This window comes from Alphaproteobacteria bacterium (assembly GCA_025210155.1).
Classification (GTDB): domain Bacteria; phylum Pseudomonadota; class Alphaproteobacteria; order Rs-D84; family CASDRH01; genus JAOASE01.
In genome coordinates this window covers 125,496-142,697 of record JAOASE010000006.1, presented here as the reverse complement: position 1 = coordinate 142,697, position 17,202 = coordinate 125,496, and the positions used below count along the sequence as shown (strand labels likewise).

Annotated in this window: 13 protein-coding genes and 1 tRNA gene; 6 read left to right on the top strand and 8 right to left on the bottom strand. The window is 29.4% G+C overall.

The window, feature by feature from the left end:
- Positions 1-15: 15 nt before the first annotated feature.
- The gene (gene dnaG, locus N4A44_02310; protein ID MCT4552476.1) at positions 16-1,782 is read left to right on the top strand and encodes a DNA primase; all 1,767 of its coding nucleotides are present in this window, start codon (positions 16-18) and stop codon (positions 1,780-1,782) included.
- A 31-nt stretch (positions 1,783-1,813) separates the two neighbouring features.
- On the opposite strand, the gene der is transcribed toward dnaG, so the two are convergent.
- Positions 1,814-3,181 carry a ribosome biogenesis GTPase Der gene (der, locus tag N4A44_02305; GenBank protein ID MCT4552475.1) on the bottom strand — a complete coding sequence of 456 codons (1,368 nt, stop codon included), beginning with the start codon at positions 3,179-3,181 and terminating at the stop codon, positions 1,814-1,816.
- Positions 3,182-3,268: 87 nt separating this feature from the next.
- On the opposite strand from der, the gene N4A44_02300 reads away from it, so the two are divergent.
- On the top strand, positions 3,269-4,114 hold the full coding sequence (locus tag N4A44_02300) for a hypothetical protein (protein ID MCT4552474.1): 846 nt from the start codon (positions 3,269-3,271) through the stop codon (positions 4,112-4,114).
- 112 nt (positions 4,115-4,226) lie between these two features.
- On the opposite strand, the gene N4A44_02295 is transcribed toward N4A44_02300, so the two are convergent.
- Both N4A44_02295 and N4A44_02290 read right to left on the bottom strand, forming a co-directional pair.
- Positions 4,227-4,313: transfer RNA gene (locus N4A44_02295), tRNA-Leu, on the bottom strand.
- An 89-nt stretch (positions 4,314-4,402) separates the two neighbouring features.
- Positions 4,403-5,326: a tyrosine recombinase XerC gene (locus N4A44_02290; protein MCT4552473.1), complete on the bottom strand. Its 924-nt coding sequence runs from the start codon at positions 5,324-5,326 to the stop codon at positions 4,403-4,405.
- Positions 5,327-5,454: 128 nt separating this feature from the next.
- On the opposite strand from N4A44_02290, the gene N4A44_02285 reads away from it, so the two are divergent.
- Positions 5,455-8,436 carry an AsmA family protein gene (locus tag N4A44_02285; GenBank protein MCT4552472.1) on the top strand — a complete coding sequence of 994 codons (2,982 nt, stop codon included), beginning with the start codon at positions 5,455-5,457 and terminating at the stop codon, positions 8,434-8,436.
- On the opposite strand, the gene N4A44_02280 is transcribed toward N4A44_02285, so the two are convergent.
- The 5 genes from N4A44_02280 to N4A44_02260 are packed head-to-tail and all read right to left on the bottom strand — an operon-like array spanning position 8,433 to position 12,921.
- Complete coding sequence (locus tag N4A44_02280) at positions 8,433-8,645, bottom strand: ribbon-helix-helix domain-containing protein (protein ID MCT4552471.1); 213 nt, start codon at positions 8,643-8,645, stop codon at positions 8,433-8,435. The genes N4A44_02285 and N4A44_02280 overlap by 4 nt on opposite strands.
- A 9-nt stretch (positions 8,646-8,654) precedes the next feature.
- Complete coding sequence (locus tag N4A44_02275; GenBank protein ID MCT4552470.1) at positions 8,655-9,065, bottom strand: YrhA family protein; 411 nt, start codon at positions 9,063-9,065, stop codon at positions 8,655-8,657.
- A 2-nt stretch (positions 9,066-9,067) separates the two neighbouring features.
- The gene (locus N4A44_02270; GenBank protein MCT4552469.1) at positions 9,068-9,631 is read right to left on the bottom strand and encodes a hypothetical protein; all 564 of its coding nucleotides are present in this window, start codon (positions 9,629-9,631) and stop codon (positions 9,068-9,070) included.
- Between the two features lies 1 nt (position 9,632).
- Positions 9,633-10,745 (bottom strand): hypothetical protein, encoded by a 1,113-nt coding sequence (locus N4A44_02265; protein ID MCT4552468.1) that lies wholly within the window; start codon positions 10,743-10,745, stop codon positions 9,633-9,635.
- A gap of 19 nt (positions 10,746-10,764) precedes the next feature.
- Positions 10,765-12,921, bottom strand: a complete 2,157-nt coding sequence (locus N4A44_02260; GenBank protein ID MCT4552467.1) for a hypothetical protein — start codon at positions 12,919-12,921, stop codon at positions 10,765-10,767.
- 78 nt (positions 12,922-12,999) lie between these two features.
- Between N4A44_02260 and N4A44_02255 the strand changes: the two genes are divergently transcribed.
- Genes N4A44_02255 through N4A44_02245 form a run of 3 tightly spaced genes read left to right on the top strand, consistent with a single transcriptional unit; the run spans position 13,000 to position 17,202 of the window.
- A complete protein-coding gene (locus tag N4A44_02255; GenBank protein ID MCT4552466.1) occupies positions 13,000-13,284 on the top strand; it encodes a hypothetical protein in 285 nt (94 codons plus the stop codon).
- Entirely contained in the window at positions 13,281-14,825 is a 1,545-nt protein-coding gene (locus N4A44_02250) for a hypothetical protein (protein MCT4552465.1), read from the top strand. Before N4A44_02255 ends, N4A44_02250 begins: the two co-directional genes overlap by 4 nt.
- Positions 14,791-17,202: a hypothetical protein gene (locus N4A44_02245; GenBank protein MCT4552464.1), complete on the top strand. Its 2,412-nt coding sequence runs from the start codon at positions 14,791-14,793 to the stop codon at positions 17,200-17,202. The genes N4A44_02250 and N4A44_02245 overlap by 35 nt, the downstream gene beginning before the upstream one ends.

Here is a 17,202-nt window from a genome sequence, read left to right as displayed (position 1 = left end):
AAGGAATAAAACTTAATGGCTTTTCCAAAGCATTTCTTAGATTTATTGAGAGATAGAGTCCCCCTTCATGATGTTGTTTCTAAAAAAGTAACATTAACTAAAAGGAATAGGGACTTTTTAGGTTTATGTCCTTTTCATAATGAAAAAACTCCTTCATTCACAGTTAATGAGGATAAGGGTTTTTATCACTGTTTTGGCTGTGGAGCTCATGGAGATATAATAACTTTCGAAATGCAAACAAATAATCTATCATTCTTTGAAGCTGTTGAAAAATTATCTGGACAAGCCGGCTTAGAGATGCCTCAAACAACTCCAGAGGATAGAGAAAAAGCAAAGAAACAGTCAGATCTTAGAGAAGTTTTAGAAATGGCTACAAAATTCTATGAAGAAAAGTTATTAGATAAGGATGGTGCAGAAGCCCTAGATTACCTTAATAGAAAAAGAGGGCTAAGTGAAACAACTATAGTTAATTTTAAACTAGGATTTGCTCCTAGAGGAAATCAACTATACAAACATCTTAAAAAATTAGGAATCCCATTGGAAAAAATGGAAGATGCATGTCTTGTTAAGAAATCAGTTAAAAATGGAGAGCCATATGATTACTTTAGAAATAGAGTCATGTTTCCGATTCTAGATTCTAAGGGTAGGACAGTTGCTTTTACAGGAAGGGTTCTCGATGATACTATGCCTAAATATATGAATTCCTCAGAAGGTGATTTATTCCAAAAGGCGCACATTTTATATGGTCTTTCCCAGGCAAGGGATGAAGCTTTTAATAAGGGTGGTATAATAGCTGTAGAAGGTAATATAGATGTTATAGCATTATCACAACATGGAATTAAAAATGTTGTAGCTCCTATGGGAACAGCTATATCAGAACATCATCTAAACCTATTGTGGAGAGTTGCTGACACACCTTACTTCTGTTTGGATGGAGATGCGGCTGGTTATAAAGCAGGTATAAGAACTGCTATGAGAGCATTGCCAGTTTTAAAAGAGGGTAAATCATTAAAGTTTGTTCTTTTAGATGAAAAAAAGGATCCAGATGATATCCTTAGAGAAAGAGGAAAGCAAGGACTTCAAGAGTATTTTAAAAATGCGATATCTTTATCAGAACTTCTTTGGAGGGATCTTAAAACAAGGATTCAATATAAAACGCCGGAAGAAAAAGCTTCTGTAGAGAAAGAAATAAAAACTATAACTGATCAAATAGCAAATACTACAGTTAAAAAGTTTTATGAAAAATACTTTAGAGATCAAATGTGGCAGTTGTTCCAAGAGAATAAATCAAAGGCAATGGGATTTAAACCAAAGCCCAAAGAAACATTTGTTTCAAAAAATGATACCGTTAGTAATTCGAGGGATAAAATATTTTTAGCTTACCTTGTATTTAATCCATCGCTTTTTTCAGATTATTTAGAAGATACGTCTCTATTTAATTCTGATGATGATATGATGCAAGAAGCCTTTGATATTCTAAAGAATTCATTGTTTGAGAATCCTGACTTAAAAACAAATGACGCTATTAATACTCTTAAGGATGGTAGATTAGATGGAGTATTAGAAAGTATTAGAAATGAATATAATCATATAATGGGTCAAGACAACAATGTTTTACAAATAGAATTGAGTAGGTTAATAAAATCCATAAAAAGGGATGAGATAAATAAGGAGCTGAAGAAATCTGCGGACTGGAATTCTATAAAATCTTTAACTGAGAATCTAAAAACAATAGAAAAAGAAATAGAAAATTTATCTTTGGAATTAGATAAGTATAAATAGTAAAAAAGGAGTTTTAATAACTCCTTTTAATTTATTTCTTTTTAGCTTTATTTTTGTAAGGGTTATCACCTAACTTAACATTAAATCTTATAGGTGTTCCTTCAAATCCAAATTCCTGAACCAAAGAGTTCTTAAGATACTTTATATAAGAATCTGGTAAGTCAGTTGCTCCACTAGAAAATATAGTAAATGTAGGTGGCTTACTTGCTGTTTGAGTTATGTATTTCAAGTTCATAGGTCTCTTCAATCTGCTCAGTGGAGGTGGATTTTGAGAAACAGCATCTTTCAACCAACCATTGAGTTTTCCAGTAGATATCTTTCTATTGAACATTTCAAACATTTCAATAATAAAGTTAAGAACTTTATCAACACCTTTGTTTTTTAACGCAGATATAGTTAATAGGTTTAGGTTTTTAACTTGATTAAAAGAGTATTGGAATTTTTCTTCTATTTCTTTTAGAGTTTCAGTCTTATCTTTTACTAAGTCCCATTTATTAACAGCTACTATAAGTGATCTACCCTGTCTAACAGCATAGTCTGCTATAGTTAAATCTTGTTTATCAACTTTTCTAGTACCATCAATTATAAGTAAAACAACGTCTGAATATCTTATATTTTCAAATGTTTGTTGAACTGTCATTTGTTCAAGATTTTCTTTTACAGTTTTAGATTTTTTTCTAACACCAGCTGTATCAACAATCTTAAATCTATAATCTTCATAATTAAAATATTCTTCAACAGAATCTCTAGTGGTTCCAGCAAAGTCAGATGTAATAAATCTTTCTTCTCCAAGTATTGAATTTATCAAAGTAGATTTACCAACATTGGGTCTTCCTATTATAGATATCTTAACATACTTGTTCTCTTCTTTGAATTGGCTTTCGTCAATGTCATCATCTTTTTGGATTTTTTCATCCCATTCTTGAATGAATTCTTCTATCTCATAAAAGCCTAATTTAGCCTCTGCTGATAAGGGAACTGGTTCTCCCAATCCCAGAGAATATGCTTCGGCTATGTTTTCCTTAGCTTTTTTAATATCGCATTTGTTAGCCAATAATAGAACTGGTTTTTCAAATTTTCTAACCATATTTGAGAATGTAATGTCATCTGGAGTAACACCCGCTGACATATCCATCATAAAGAAAACGGCATCAGCTTCTTCTATAGCTTTCATAGTTCTATCGAACATCATATTTTCCATAGCATCTTTAGAATTATCTTCTAATCCAGCAGTATCAACAACGATAAATTCTTTATCATTTACTTTGGCTTTAGTGGATTTTGCATCTCTAGTCACGCCAGGTGCATTATGCACTATGGCTTTCTTTCTTCCACATAATTTATTAAATAAAGTAGATTTACCAACATTGGGCCTTCCTACTATAGCAATCTTTAACATAAAAAATCCTTTTTTCTTGATTTGGTGCATGTCTTGATATAAAATATAATAGTATTCTACAAATTTCAACCATTTAAGGAGGAAAAAATGGCGGGCACAAAAAAAACAGCTGTAAAGAAACCAGCAGCTAAAAAAACTACTGCAAAAAAAACAACAGTAAAAACTACTAAAAAAGCTCCTGTAGTTAAAAAAACTACAGCTAAAAAACCAGCTGTAAAGAAAGTAAGCACTCCTAAAAAAGTAGCTGCTAAAAAGACTACGATTTCAAAAGCTAAAACAACTTTGAAAAAAGAAGCTAAAGTAGTATCTAAACAAGCTAAAAATATCACTAAAAAGGTTGAAAAAGAAATTCAACAAGAAATTAAAAAAGTTGAATCTAGTAAATTATATAAAGAGCTGGCTCTTATGTTCTCAAGACCAGATAAGTTCTTTGCAACAATTAAAGGTTCTAAAGATTTCAGTTCATCAATTTTCTTTATTGGATTGATGGGTGTTATAGCAGCAGCTATGCAAATCATATTTAACCTAGCTAATATTAAGCTTATGTCAGCAGCATTAAGTGTAGTGACTTATCCTCTACTTGCTATTATAGAAGGTTTTGGAATTGCTGGAGCTTTAATGTTTGCATCTTACGCTTGTAAAGGTGAGTTAAACTTTGAGAAAACTCTTAAGGCAGTTTCTTATACAACAGTTTTATTCCCAATTGCAATAGCTTTATCTAATTTAAATTTTGGAACTGAATTATTAAGCTATGTATTTAACTTGTCAATTTCATTAGTTTACATCTACTTACTATATAATATCTTAGTATTTGGATTAAAAGGTAATATCAAGAGAGCTTTAATGTTCTTAGTTATAGCTTTTTCATTGGTTATAATCTATATGCCAAATCTAGTTAAGTTTGCTTTATTTCTAAGTGAAAGCGTTAGATAGTAAAATTAAAAACTAAATTTAAAGCTCGCAATAGCGGGCTTTTTTTAAAGTAATTTTTTTTCAATTGGTAATAAAAAAAGACCCTTTCCGAAGAAAAGATCTTAATATCAATTGGTGGGGATGGGGGGACTTGAACCCCCACGACCTAATGGTCACGAGATTTTAAGTCTCGAGCGTCTACCAATTCCGCCACATCCCCCTAGAATAATAATCATTCCAGGGTATCCCCTTAAAATCTAATGATATTATAGATATGAAAAAATATTTTTCAAGCTTTTTTTGAATTTTTTATTTAGGCGCAACTTTATTAAACTTTTCAGCAAGTTGTTTTTTACTTATAGTTGTATATATTTGAGTTGTTGATAAAGAGCTGTGTCCCAATAGTTCTTGAACAGTTCTTAAATCTACTCCAGAATTTAACATGTCGCTAGCAAAAGAATGTCTAAGTGAATGGGGTGTTGTTTCATCCGGAAGTCCTAGGTAATTTCTCACCTTTTCAAAATCCCTTTGGGCTACCCTAGCAGTTAGTCTCATTCCTCTTGCTCCAAGAAATAAAGGTGCTTCAGATTTACTGAATGAAAATGGAGCTAATTCTTTGTATAGTTTAATTTCGTTTATTACAATTGGAAGTATTGGGGTTATTCTTTCCTTGCCTCCCTTACCATCTATCACTAAAAAATCACCCCTAGCAACATCAGATATATTTAAATTAATTGCTTCAGAAATTCTAAGCCCACAAGCATATATTAATGTAAATAAAGCTTTATCTCTTTGAGCCTGCCATCTATCTTTTATGCAATCTTCAAAAGAGTTTAAAAACTCTATTATATCTTCTGATTCGACTGGTTTTTTAAATTTTTTTCTTGTTTTAGGGCCTGTGATTGAATGAACAGATTTGTTTTTTATGACATCATTGTTTTCTAAGAATTTAAAGAATGATTTAATTGATGATAAATTTCTAGCTATTGATGTTTTAGATATCTTTTTAGAAACTCTGTTTGTTATAAAGGACCTGAAAGATGTGATTTCTAATTTTTCAAGGGATTTCAAGGAGACTTTTTCTTCGTTATATTTCTCTATAAATGAAAAGAATATTTTTAAATCAATCAAATAGCTCTCAAAAGAATTAGAAGACATATTTTTAATATCTCTTAAAAATTCTATCCATTTAGCAACTTGCTTCTCAAGTTTTTTATCTTCTATTAAAAACATTTTCTACCTACTTAATATCTTCATATTATAACATATGTCTTCTATAAAGGGTAGTTATAATTAATGCTTTTATTTTTCATTGATTTAACTCTTCAAAAAAGTTAAAATATATAAAGGGAGAAATAAGATTGAATAAACCAATTAGAAAGATTTATATATTGGCAATGTTTATTGCGCTATTTATTAGCACTTTATTCTTTTTGCCAAGATTTTTTGATATAACAAAATATAACGAGGTAATTTCATCTCAGATAGAAATGAAAACTGGATTATATGTAAAGGCAAAAGGTACTACCAACTTTTCCATATTACCAAAAGTTAGGGTTCATCTCCAAGATATAACAATAAATATATCAGATAAAGATGATGAAAGTAAGTTGATTAAGGTAGGTGATGGAAAAGGACTTTTTTTTGAAATCTCGCTTGCTAATTTAATAAAGGGAAAATTTAACTCCATTGATAGGATAGTTTTAAGGGGCGCGGATTTAGATTTAACCTCATTTACAAAGGAAGAAAAAGAATATGTTGGAGAGCTTTTAAATGAAAAGTTAGAATTTAATAGAGCTGATACAACTGTTTATCTGGAAAAATCAAAAATCAAATTTCCTGTTTTAGATAAAAATAGAGAGATTGAAAATTTAGATGCTAAAATAAATGTGTCAGGAAGGAAGGTTTCTTTATTAGGGGGTGGAACTCATAATAATTTAGAGTTTGATATTGATTCGACGGTTATTTTAAAGGATATCTATAATATATCTGGTGAAGGAGATGTTTTTTATAAAAGTAAAAAGCTTGATTATGGAGTGAATTATAAATTTAATAAGGACTACAATAATATCCTTGTTAAAGGAGGGTTCTACTTTAAGAAAATCAAAAATGACAAGTTTGAAAATATATTATCTGAAGATTTGATATCTAAATTGCATGAACTAAACTCTAGGGAAAAGGCTAAATTATCTGGAGGTTTTCAATATTCAAATGGTAGTTTTAGAATAGAAGATGCTAAGTTAGATTATGGTGCAACTAATGGAAAAATAAATTATTATTATAATAAAGGAGCCAAAAGGCATTCTTTAGATCTTGATATGAAAAACATTTATATAGAAGAAGGGTCTGAGGGAGATATAAGAAGTAGCCTTTTAGAATTTTTTAAGGAATATGATAATTTTTATATGAATTCAAAAATAAGATTTTTACATCTTAGTAAGGATAATGGTCTTATAAATGATTTGGAATTTAAAATAAATAATGTTGGTGGAGTTAATATAAAAGATCTACACTTTAAAAGTCCTCAATTTAAAAGCTTTTCTTTTGATGGAGTTTTATCTGAAGGAGATATTGAAGGTAAAGTAGAATTTTCTCCAGGGCATGGATTTTCTAGTGATTTTATAAGAAAGTTAGATTTTAAATCATTAAAAGGAAATATGATATATGATTTTGATGAAATTCAATTATATGATACCATATTTTTACTTGGTTCAGATGTTGCCGAGGGAGATGTTTCTATAAATAAGGATGGAGTTGAGATTAGTGTTTTATCATCTAATTTATCTCTAGATCATGTTTGCAAGGGAAATCTTCTCGATTGTATTTCTCAAAACGTTAATTTGTATAACAATAATAAAGAGATATTTTTTAGAGGCATCTTTGAAAAGGTTTCATATAATTCAAATGATTACAACGATATTAATATGAATATTTCTCTAAATGGAGATAGGTTAGTTGTCAATAACCTTACATTTTCAGATAAAGATAACTCTGTAAAGGTAGATGGGGTTATAAAGGGTCTGGATGGAAATAGTAAAAAGCTATTTGATAATTTATTTTTTGATGTTGATGTAAAAAATTTTAGTAGGTTCAAATTATATAATTTATCCCTACCATTTCTACAAAATGTTCTTAAGGAAAAATCAGGTAATATAAAGATGAATGTAGATGGTCCTGTGATAGGGCCAACGATTGACATAATTGGGCTTGGAGATGGAATAGAATTTTCTTTAAATAGTGTTATGTCAAATAGAAGTGCTTCCAATATAGATATGAACTTTGTCATAGATGATTTTAAGGAATTTCTTAGAAATTATGATTTAAAAAGTTCTGCTCTAAAGAACATAAATACCAATTTAGTGAAAGATAGTGTGTCTTTAGATATGAAGGTTTCATTGGATTCAAAGACAGGGTATATATCTAATATTGGTCTTTTAAAAGGTGATAGCAATTTAAATCTAGACATATCTTTTGAGGGGGATGTTCCGGTAATAAATATTTCTTCAGATACTCTTAATCTTGGAGATTTTATAAAGAAGTCATCTACGGCTTATAAATCAGATATATTAGTTTATGCTATAAATTCTTTTGGTGGGGACCTTTCCTTAAAATTAAATAGGGTTTTGGATTATGATGATGAATATAAAAATTTATCTATATCAAGGCATATAGATGATGGGCTTTTAAAATTTTCTTATTTTAAGAATAAGAATTCAGAGTTTACTTTGGATGGATATTATGATGTGAACACAGGATTCGACGGTAATATTTTTATAAATACTTATATCAAAGACAGAATGTTTAATTCTGAAGATTTAGATATAGTGGGGTCAAATATAGATATAAGAGCTGAGGTTAAATTTTTTGGTAAAAAGTATGATGAAATAATAGCAAATTTAAGCAGTAATTTTGAAATGAAAATAACGGGTGGAAATATTATAGGTCTTTCCTCTAAAGATCAAATACAAAAAATATTATCTTCTGAAGAAAGAATGACTTATTCATTGCTAGATAGGTTTCTATCGGATTTACCTTTGAGTGGAATGGCTGATATAAAGTCAATTGTTGTCTATGGAAATATTTTAGATGGGGAGTTAAATGAATGTAGTCTGGAAGGTGATTTTCATAATATATTGGTTTCAGGAAACCTTCTTGGGGACCTTAAGGCTAAAATGATAGGGTTTAATGGAGATTATACTATAAATAACTTTTATGATAGTTATAGCATCTTAGGAAATCTATCTCTAGGTGGGTTTTTAAAGGGCAAAATAAATAAAGAATTAGAAATAAATAGTAACGTAAAAGAAATCCCAATTGTAAGAATGAAAAACTTTTATAATTAATTGTTTTCTATTCTGTATTTCAAGATATAAATTCTTATTTTTGAAGAAAGATTTATAGTGTCTGCGTTGAAGTTTTTATCAATATTACTAACTAGTTTGTTTCTAGATATTTTCATTTCTTTAGAAATTTTATCTAGCTCATCTAGAAATTCTTTTTCTATTGATATAGAAGTGCTGTGTCCATCTATGTTTATTGATATTTTATTCATAATAATACCTTACTCAACAATGTTTTTTAAATATTTTATTAATTCATAGATAGATGTGAAACTCTCGTTTTCCATAAGATTTATCTTGGATACGATTTTATACTTCATTTCAAGTCCATCATATATTATTAGAAGATTTAGCCATTTTCCAATTATAAATTTTTCTCCAACTCCAATCCTTTCAAATACTTCATTTATTTCAAATATTGATGGGAGTTCATAATCTATTCTTTTCTGCTCTTTATCTCCATAGAAAACAACATTATCAAAAAGCATACCATTTGTAATGGAAAATAGTTTAGAATATTCATCAGGAACAGCGCATTTAAAGCTTTTTTCCATCTTAGACCTTAAAGGATATATTTTATCCTCAGGGATAGGCGGAAACAATGTTAATTTATACTTTTTATCTAATACCATAGCTATATTGACCAAGATTTTTCTGCATGTTTCATTACTTGAATTTGATCTGCAACTAATTGTTGAGATTTATCATTTTTCTTTTTACCACCATTTAGTCCAGGAGATGATATGGGTATAAAGACATATCCTTCAGGATCTATTGTGTAAAATTGTCTGGGAACTTCATTGGTTCCTTCATCTGTTTGGAAGATAGATATCTGCTCCATATAAAAATCAGATATTATATTGGCAAATGGATTTGTTTTCATTAGGAACATATTATCAAAAGAGGGGCTTCCACCATATTCTATAGGTGTCTTAAAAAAGATAGATACATTTTCAGGGAATATACCATCTCTCATTCTTTTTACATCTGTTCTAGAAAAATTTGCCTTAACTAATTTAGAAAGAGCCTTGCTAACACAGAATTTTAAGAATTCTCTTTGTATATGCATGAATGATGATAGATCTATATCTTTGAAAACTTCATAGGGATTGCAGTTTAGTTGTATCTCTTTTAGAGGTACTTCTGCCATTCCCATGTTATCAAGTCTCTCCAGCCAATATTCTTTTCTTCTTAACATTCTATGCGGCCTTTAGTTTTTCTTGTTGATCAAAATACTTAACAAGAGTCTCTATAAATTCAACAAAAGATTTATTAATATCTTCTTTATTATATTTTAAAGCTTTTTCAAATAAAGGAAAGTCTTTTTCTGATATATCATTGCTAGTTGCTAAAATTTTATTTCTAGAGAATACTTTTTTAGCGTTTTCAACATTGCTAATTTTCGTGTTTTCTAGTATTATAATAGTGTTAACATTTACTTTAGTAGTGTTTGGTAATACCTCAGAAATTATAGATTCAGCTGACTTTCTTATTGAATTTAATTTTGCGATAGGTGATTCAACACGCGAGTTTTTAGTAAACCAGAATCTAGGTTCTATATCATTTATATTTTCCTTCTCGTTAACTAGAATTTCATTCTTATTTTCAAACTTTAATCCTATAAAAAGATCCTTATTATTGACAGCGAAGAATTCAATAGGAGTCTGGTTTATGGAATTTAACTCAAATGATTTGAATTTTTTATCCTTCAATATTTTTTCGGTAGAAGTATCTTTTCTAGATGAAATTTTTTCAACATTATCCTTTTTAACAACTCCTGCATCCTTCTTTAAAAAATCAGGGATTTCTTTATTTTCTTTTTTGGGTTCATCTATCTTGAAAGAAAGGGCGCTTTTTAATGCTTTATTTTCATCATTTTTTGATTCGCCTTCAGATATATCAATATCATTTTTCCTAAAAGATGTTTCATCTATCATTCTTTCAACGGCATTTTGCTTGTTATTTTCATCGTGATAAAATATCTCTTTGTCTTCATGCTTTTCAATTTCTTTATGAATTTCTGGGTGGTCATTATCATTAGCAACCTTTAATTTACTTATGGGATGATAATAAGGTTCTATATCCATAATTTCTTCTTCAACAACCATTAAAAACTTAAAGGATAAAAACAGTATCCATCCTATTAACGCTATAGAAGAATAGAAATGAAGGTTTTTCTCTATATAAAACCAAGTATCTTTATTCCATAAACTAGCACCCCATGTGCTCTCTAACCAGAAGTCAACAATAAACATTGTCGTAAACAACAATATCATAAAAGATATACTTCTGTGATGTCTTTTAAAATTCATTTCCCTCTCCAATTTTATTTTAACCGCCTCTAGCTCTATGAGAATCTATTGCGTTTAGCATGTCGTTAGATATTTTGTTATAAAGATTTTTCTCTTTAAAATCCCTTTGTCTTTTTGCTTTATTAAAAGTATCTTGTCCATAATTAACAATATCCATTATTGAAGACTTTACTTTCTCCATTTCTTTTTCTTTTCCATCGCTTTTTAAATCTAGCAGGTCTACTTCCGAAAATATGTCGAAAAATTCTTTAGCTTCTTTTCTGAAGTCTTTTTCAATATCTTTTATTTTATCTTCATCATAAGTTTTTGTTATTCCGTGATCTGCAACCGCTGGTTCAGATACTTCTCCTACAGAATTAATAAATTCACCATCCGTATTTATTGTTAATTCATCACCATTTTCATCTAAATGTATTTTTTCGCCGTCAGCATCTAGTTTGTAAAGTTTTTTACCATTTTTTACTAATGGCTTTGTCGTATCTTCTCTTAGCATTGCAAAATCAAATGGGGTATTTTCATCCCAATGCTCTGGGATAGGCATTCCAGGGTACATTCCTTCGGGAATATTTTCCATATTATCTTCAAAATAAAGAATTTTATTGTTATTCGCAGCATCCTTTTTCACCGGATATTTACCCCAAACAGCATAGTTATATTCAACTTCTCCATCTTCATTTTTAGCAGAAACTTTTTCATGATCTCCGTGTAACCTGGCTTCATCTTCAACTCTTTTCTTGAATACAGCCTTTCTTTCATTCCAGTATTTCTTAAGCGCATCTGTATTAGCAAAAGGATTATTTTCTTTGTTGGCTAAAATGCTAGATTTGTTTAGTTGTCTGTTTTGTCCTAGAATACTTTTAGCTTTTAATATTTTATCGAATTCTTCATTCATTTGATCTGGATCAACTCCATCAAAGCCAGGGGTTTTAATATCTGGATCATTGATAGTTTTCTTCATCCATTCGACATATTTATTAAACGCTTCTTTTTGCCTTCTCCAATCTTTAAAGTTCTCAGTTGCATTTAGAATTCCGTCCCATCCTTGATAAATACCATTTAAACCAAAATCTAAAACGGGATCAATAACCAATCTATTAACAACCTCTAAATATTTGTTTCCACCGGCACCTATGGAAGAAAATTCATAATGAGACTTTCTAAATATTGTTTTTATAGAGTGATATCCCTTGTTTTCTTCTGGTGGAGTTAAATCTTCTTCCTGCTCAATTTCAGCGCCTTCATCGGCTTCAGCATCTTGTTCTATCTCGCCAGTTTGAGGTTCTGCCGTGTTTTCATCTAGATTAACTTCCGCAAGAAGATTTCCAACGAGCTCTTCCATCTCTTGTTCATCTAGGGTGATCTCCCCTTGATTTTGCTTATCTAGTTCGGCCCATATTTTTAATAAAATTCCACCAATTTCAAGTTTGTCTTGAGTCGAATAGCTTTTAAATATTTCATTAAAATCTTCTTTTAATTCATCAGGAATTATGCCTTCTATATTCTTTTCAAACTTCTCTAGGTTTTGTTCTATTTCTAATTCAATAGATTGAAGGTCGCTTTCTTCTACCTTATCACCTTTTTCTAAAGATTCCTTGTATCTAAGATTGAGATTGTTAAGATTGTTTTGTATTTCAAGGTTGCTGTCTTTAATCCCATCTAGATGGTTTTTGAAGTCTCTATTCTTAGTTAGCTCTAAGAATTTTTTTGAAAATTCTTCTCTTTTTTCTGTGTCATCAGAGGTTTTTTCAAGAACCTTATTCATTGTTTTTTTAGCAACTTCAAAATTATCTATTTCTTTTTCATTAGAAGTTTCCACTTCATTACTAATGTCATTTTGAATTAATTCAATTAAATTGTCGCTTTCTAATTCTTTAGACGAGTCTAAAAGTATATCAAATTCTTTTCTAACAACCTCGGGAAGTAATATATCGATATTTTTATTGATATTTTCGAGAATTTCATTTTGCTTTTCACTGGAGTTTTCATTGGAAGAGAGTTCCTTAAAAAGAATTTCTAGTGCTTCGGATATAGACTGATTTTCTTCCTTTGAAATAATCTCATTTTTCCATCCAGAATATTTAGCAGAAAAGGTCCTGCCATCCTCAGATTCTTTAGCAAGCTTTGAAATAATTTTATCAATAAAATTTTCTTCCTTTTCAAAATCTTTTTCAGCCATAAAAATTTTCCTTATGAATCAATAAATATAGTTGATTTTTTCCTTAATAAGTAATATTATAACATAAAGAGAGGTCTTATGGAAAGAGAAAAATCAACATTAGCAATCTTTGCATTATTAGTTGTTTTAGCATGGATTTTATCCACTAGTTTTCTTGTGTTTTCAGCCTTGTTTTTTGTGTTAACTTTGGTCTTAACTTTTTATATATCTCATAAATATATTGGATCCCCTGATTATAATGAGGTTATGAGAGAGGTTTCTTTGGAATATAAGCAAAAAATAAAAGAAAATAGAGTTATAATCTTCTTTAAAGATTTAAGAAAATTTGCTTCTCACATAATGTCTAAAAAGGGGTCTAAATGAAAAAGATAAAATTTAACATCTTTTTACTTTTTTCGTTTTTACTTTCAAAAACATCATTTTCTATGACAAACGATGAATTGACTAAACATGTATTCGACGGGGAATCAAATATTGTTGCTAGATTTTTCGCGCAATTTTTCGATTTTATATCTGGTAGCCTTTTTTCATTTTATGAAATAATGATAGAGTATGTTTATGTTTTTTTATTTTTTGGTTTTGCATTCTGGATAGTTAAATATATGTGGCAAAATTTAATAGAAGCTGGTGGTGGTCTTGAAATGGGTGAGTTTGATGTAAAAGACTACTGGAAAAATCTTTTTCAAATGATATTCAAGGCAATAATAATAACTTCAACCGTTCTTTTAATATCTCCTAGGGGGAATTTTGAAAAGGGTGGAACCAAGGTTGCAGTACCTCCTAGAATCATATTTAAATATATCTATGATCCAATAATATTAATTGGAACTTCCACATCAAGGTATGTCATGAATCAATATTCTGAAAGTTATATAAATAAAGAAACTGATCCAAAAATAAAGAAACGATACGAGGACAGACTTCTCCAGGGAGATTTTTGTAGGAATGAAATTAATAAATGGAGTACTTTTGAAGAGCCTGGTAGGTTGCAAGATCCTAGATATTCAAATGGCGTAAGTAGTCAATTTTTAAACGACTCTATAAAGATAGAGTTTATGTGTTTAATAGGTGCCTATCAAAAATTAATAAGTTCTTTTGATGCATATGCAATAAATATGGGAGATATTTATATATCAAATTTTTTAACCTCTGATCTTGGTGGAAGCTTCTTATTAATATTATTTTTAGTTTCCATAATAATTTTTATTATCTATTGTATAAAAAGTAGAAAGTTTATGATGTTGATAGCTTGGTTGGTTCCCATATTACAGATAGCTTTAATATTTTTACTTCTATTTACCAATTTTGGATTTTTACTTGTGGCTTTAAGTTATGGGTACCTATCTTTTTATCTTAAAATTTTAGGAGGGTTAAAGCTTGTCGGCGACTTTCTTATAATGTCTATATTTTATATGATATTTCCTATTATAGCTGGATTGTGGATATTCAACAGAGGTGGTGATTTTCAAATAATATCCATGAAAAGTATGTTTGATAGATTTAAAAAAATCTCAATGGGAATTTTTTCATTAAGTATTTCATTTATAGTTGTTATGACATTGAATGAATCTTTTCTTTCAATTTACTATAGAAATAGCGATGATGTTTTGTTCTCAGTTAAGGAAAATCTAACTACTGGAAATATAGAGGCCTTCACTCAAAATGGAGATTTATTTCCATTGTTCATAAATATGTTTTTACTAATAATAGTTACTATTTTCTTAAATAGTAATGATAAAATAGCGGGTAAATTCCTTTTAGGAACGGTAAGTGAAAAATTAGGAAATACATTGGAGAAGCAAACTAAGAATGCCTGGAAAAAAATAACTAAGCCAGTAAATAAATACGGCGCTAAAAAGCTAAAGAAGTATGGAGCAAAAGAAAGTGGAGGCGATGATGATTAGAAAAATAAAAATATTTATCGTTTCATTATTTTTAATAGCACATTTAAATGTGCCCTTTGCCCTATCCGCTACAAATAATGAAAAGGGTGTGGAGAAAATTCTAGAAGATCTTTCTTCTGTTAATTTTGCGGATAAATGCACTCAAGAAGAATTGAAGACATTTTCTTCTCATGATTATTTAAATTCAATAGGAGTTGCTAACTCTTTAGATAGGCAATCTATATCAATTAGTTCATGTGAAAATTTTTATAGAATAAAAGAAGCTGCTTCAAAAGCAAAAGTAGATATATCTATTTCTAAAAAAGAAGCTATTAAGTTGTCTCTAATGTCATCAATAGATAACCAAAGAAGTAGAGCCGATTTTGCAGTTATGTTGAAAAAAGATTTCTATAAAGATTTGAGAGATATAAACAAGAGTCTTAAAAAGAATTTTGGAGAGACTATTCTAATAGAAAAAAATATCTATGGGCTTATCTTAGATTTGGGAAAAATGGATGATGCTCTTCTTATAAATGAAGGAGATATAACAAATAACATAGATTCAGACAATGAGCAATGCGTCTTTAGCAGAAGTTTTAAGAATATGGTTATGCATAATTATAATGGGATTTCTAACTATCCAGTTGTAGCATCAACAATGTCGGCGGAAAATGGAAAAAGTTTTAAAGAAAAATTTGAAAATTTGAAAACTCTTTATCCATCTGTTGTAGGGGAGCTTGAGGTTGTTGAGAAAGAGAAAAGATATTTTACGGTAAAAGAATTAAAGAACTTATTTGGAAGGACCGTTGGTGTGCTTATTTTAGATCCAAAAGAAAAAATAAAAAATAAAATGGGTGCTCACAATATCTATTCTGCTGTTAAAATGTATTTATCTTTTGAAGGAAATCCAAGTCAAAAATATGTAATAGATAATTGGAATGATGGATCGTGTCCTGTTTCTTATAATCCTCTAGAAATTAGAAGAAACCTGCTTTCAGAATGTCATTTATGTAAGTATCTATATTCTTTAAACAATACATTTATGACTACCGCAGAGCTATTTTTCCAATTCATTAAGTCTGGAATAGTAGGGTTTCTAATTATCATATTTTCGCTTTGGATTGCTCTTAAATTTTATGAAAATATAAGGATTCCTGAAAGTTTTAATCCTAAAAAATATGTAACAAGTATGTTCAGAAAACCAATAAGGATAGCATTTTTCTTTGCTATAATATTTTCTTCTCCTAGATTCTTAGCAAATACTTTCTTTTACCCTATAGTAATGATAGGAACGTCTTCTATGCAATTAACAATAGAGGCTCTTGAAAAGGCAGAAGAGAATTTTATGTCTTCAGAAGAAAGAGAGATTGTAACAAACAAAAGATTTTGTGATCCAGAAAATGAATTTAGAAGATTTTTATCTAATCAAAAAAATAAAGCTGATAAGTTCGCTGAAGAAGAGGGGGTTAAATTATTCCCAAGATCTCAGGAAATCCTTTCAAGAAAATCTGATCTTTCAAGTAGTGGGTCATCATCATATCAGGCTAGTTTAAAAAATAAAGATATTAACTCTATAGAAGTTACAGATGGAGAATACTATATAGGTCAAATGACCTGTGGTATTAAGAGCATAAAGAAGATGTTTGCTACAAATAGGGTTTTGGGAGAGCTAATGCTTGAAGATGCTATAAATAAAGTAGATATTAATTTGATTAATTTAGGTGTTTTTGCAATGTTTAAATTAAATCCATTGATCGGCATGGTTGGTGATGCCGCAAATATAGGGATATCAAGTATAATTTTAACGGGCTCTACACCTATAACAGAAATAATATTAGAGGCTTGTTTAGGGCTGGCACTAATACTAATTAGTTTTTTAATAGTTCTTTACATATTCTTTACATTTTTCGAATTAATGGTAGAAATAGCATTTAAAATAATGATCCTTCCTATAGGAATAATATTTTGGTGTTTTGGTAAGGATTTACATAAAGATATATTAAATGATATGAAGAATTTTGCATTGGAATTTTTCAAGTTAGCATTAAGAATGAGTTTTATATTTTTGATTTATAAAGCCAGTGTAACATTTTTATTAGGACTTTCAATTAATGATATTAGTCAGGCTTTTGTATATGGAAGTAAGAGCTACATACTAAATTCTATAGATATTTCTCATTTGAGTTTTCTTGATTTATTGTTTATAATCATAATTAATGTTTATATAATAACTAATATCCCTGATTATGTTGAAAATGTTATTGGTGGTGTGAGAAGTGGATATGAAGGTGCTGCAGAAAAGTTTGTGGAAAATACTAGGAAGAAACTAACTAAAGCAACTCCAACAGCATATAAAGTTGGTAAGAAATTTATTTCAAAGAGAAGGGATTCTTCATAG

Coding starts and splice junctions, on each gene's coding strand:
- dnaG (MCT4552476.1), top strand. CDS start 16: ATGGCTTTTCCAAAGCATTTCTTAGATTTATTGAGAGATAGAGTCCCC.
- der (MCT4552475.1), bottom strand. CDS start 3,181: ATGTTAAAGATTGCTATAGTAGGAAGGCCCAATGTTGGTAAATCTACT.
- N4A44_02300 (MCT4552474.1), top strand. CDS start 3,269: ATGGCGGGCACAAAAAAAACAGCTGTAAAGAAACCAGCAGCTAAAAAA.
- N4A44_02290 (MCT4552473.1), bottom strand. CDS start 5,326: ATGTTTTTAATAGAAGATAAAAAACTTGAGAAGCAAGTTGCTAAATGG.
- N4A44_02280 (MCT4552471.1), bottom strand. CDS start 8,645: ATGAATAAAATATCAATAAACATAGATGGACACAGCACTTCTATATCA.
- N4A44_02275 (MCT4552470.1), bottom strand. CDS start 9,065: ATGGTATTAGATAAAAAGTATAAATTAACATTGTTTCCGCCTATCCCT.
- N4A44_02270 (MCT4552469.1), bottom strand. CDS start 9,631: ATGTTAAGAAGAAAAGAATATTGGCTGGAGAGACTTGATAACATGGGA.
- N4A44_02265 (MCT4552468.1), bottom strand. CDS start 10,745: ATGAATTTTAAAAGACATCACAGAAGTATATCTTTTATGATATTGTTG.
- N4A44_02260 (MCT4552467.1), bottom strand. CDS start 12,921: ATGGCTGAAAAAGATTTTGAAAAGGAAGAAAATTTTATTGATAAAATT.
- N4A44_02255 (MCT4552466.1), top strand. CDS start 13,000: ATGGAAAGAGAAAAATCAACATTAGCAATCTTTGCATTATTAGTTGTT.
- N4A44_02250 (MCT4552465.1), top strand. CDS start 13,281: ATGAAAAAGATAAAATTTAACATCTTTTTACTTTTTTCGTTTTTACTT.
- N4A44_02245 (MCT4552464.1), top strand. CDS start 14,791: ATGGAGCAAAAGAAAGTGGAGGCGATGATGATTAGAAAAATAAAAATA.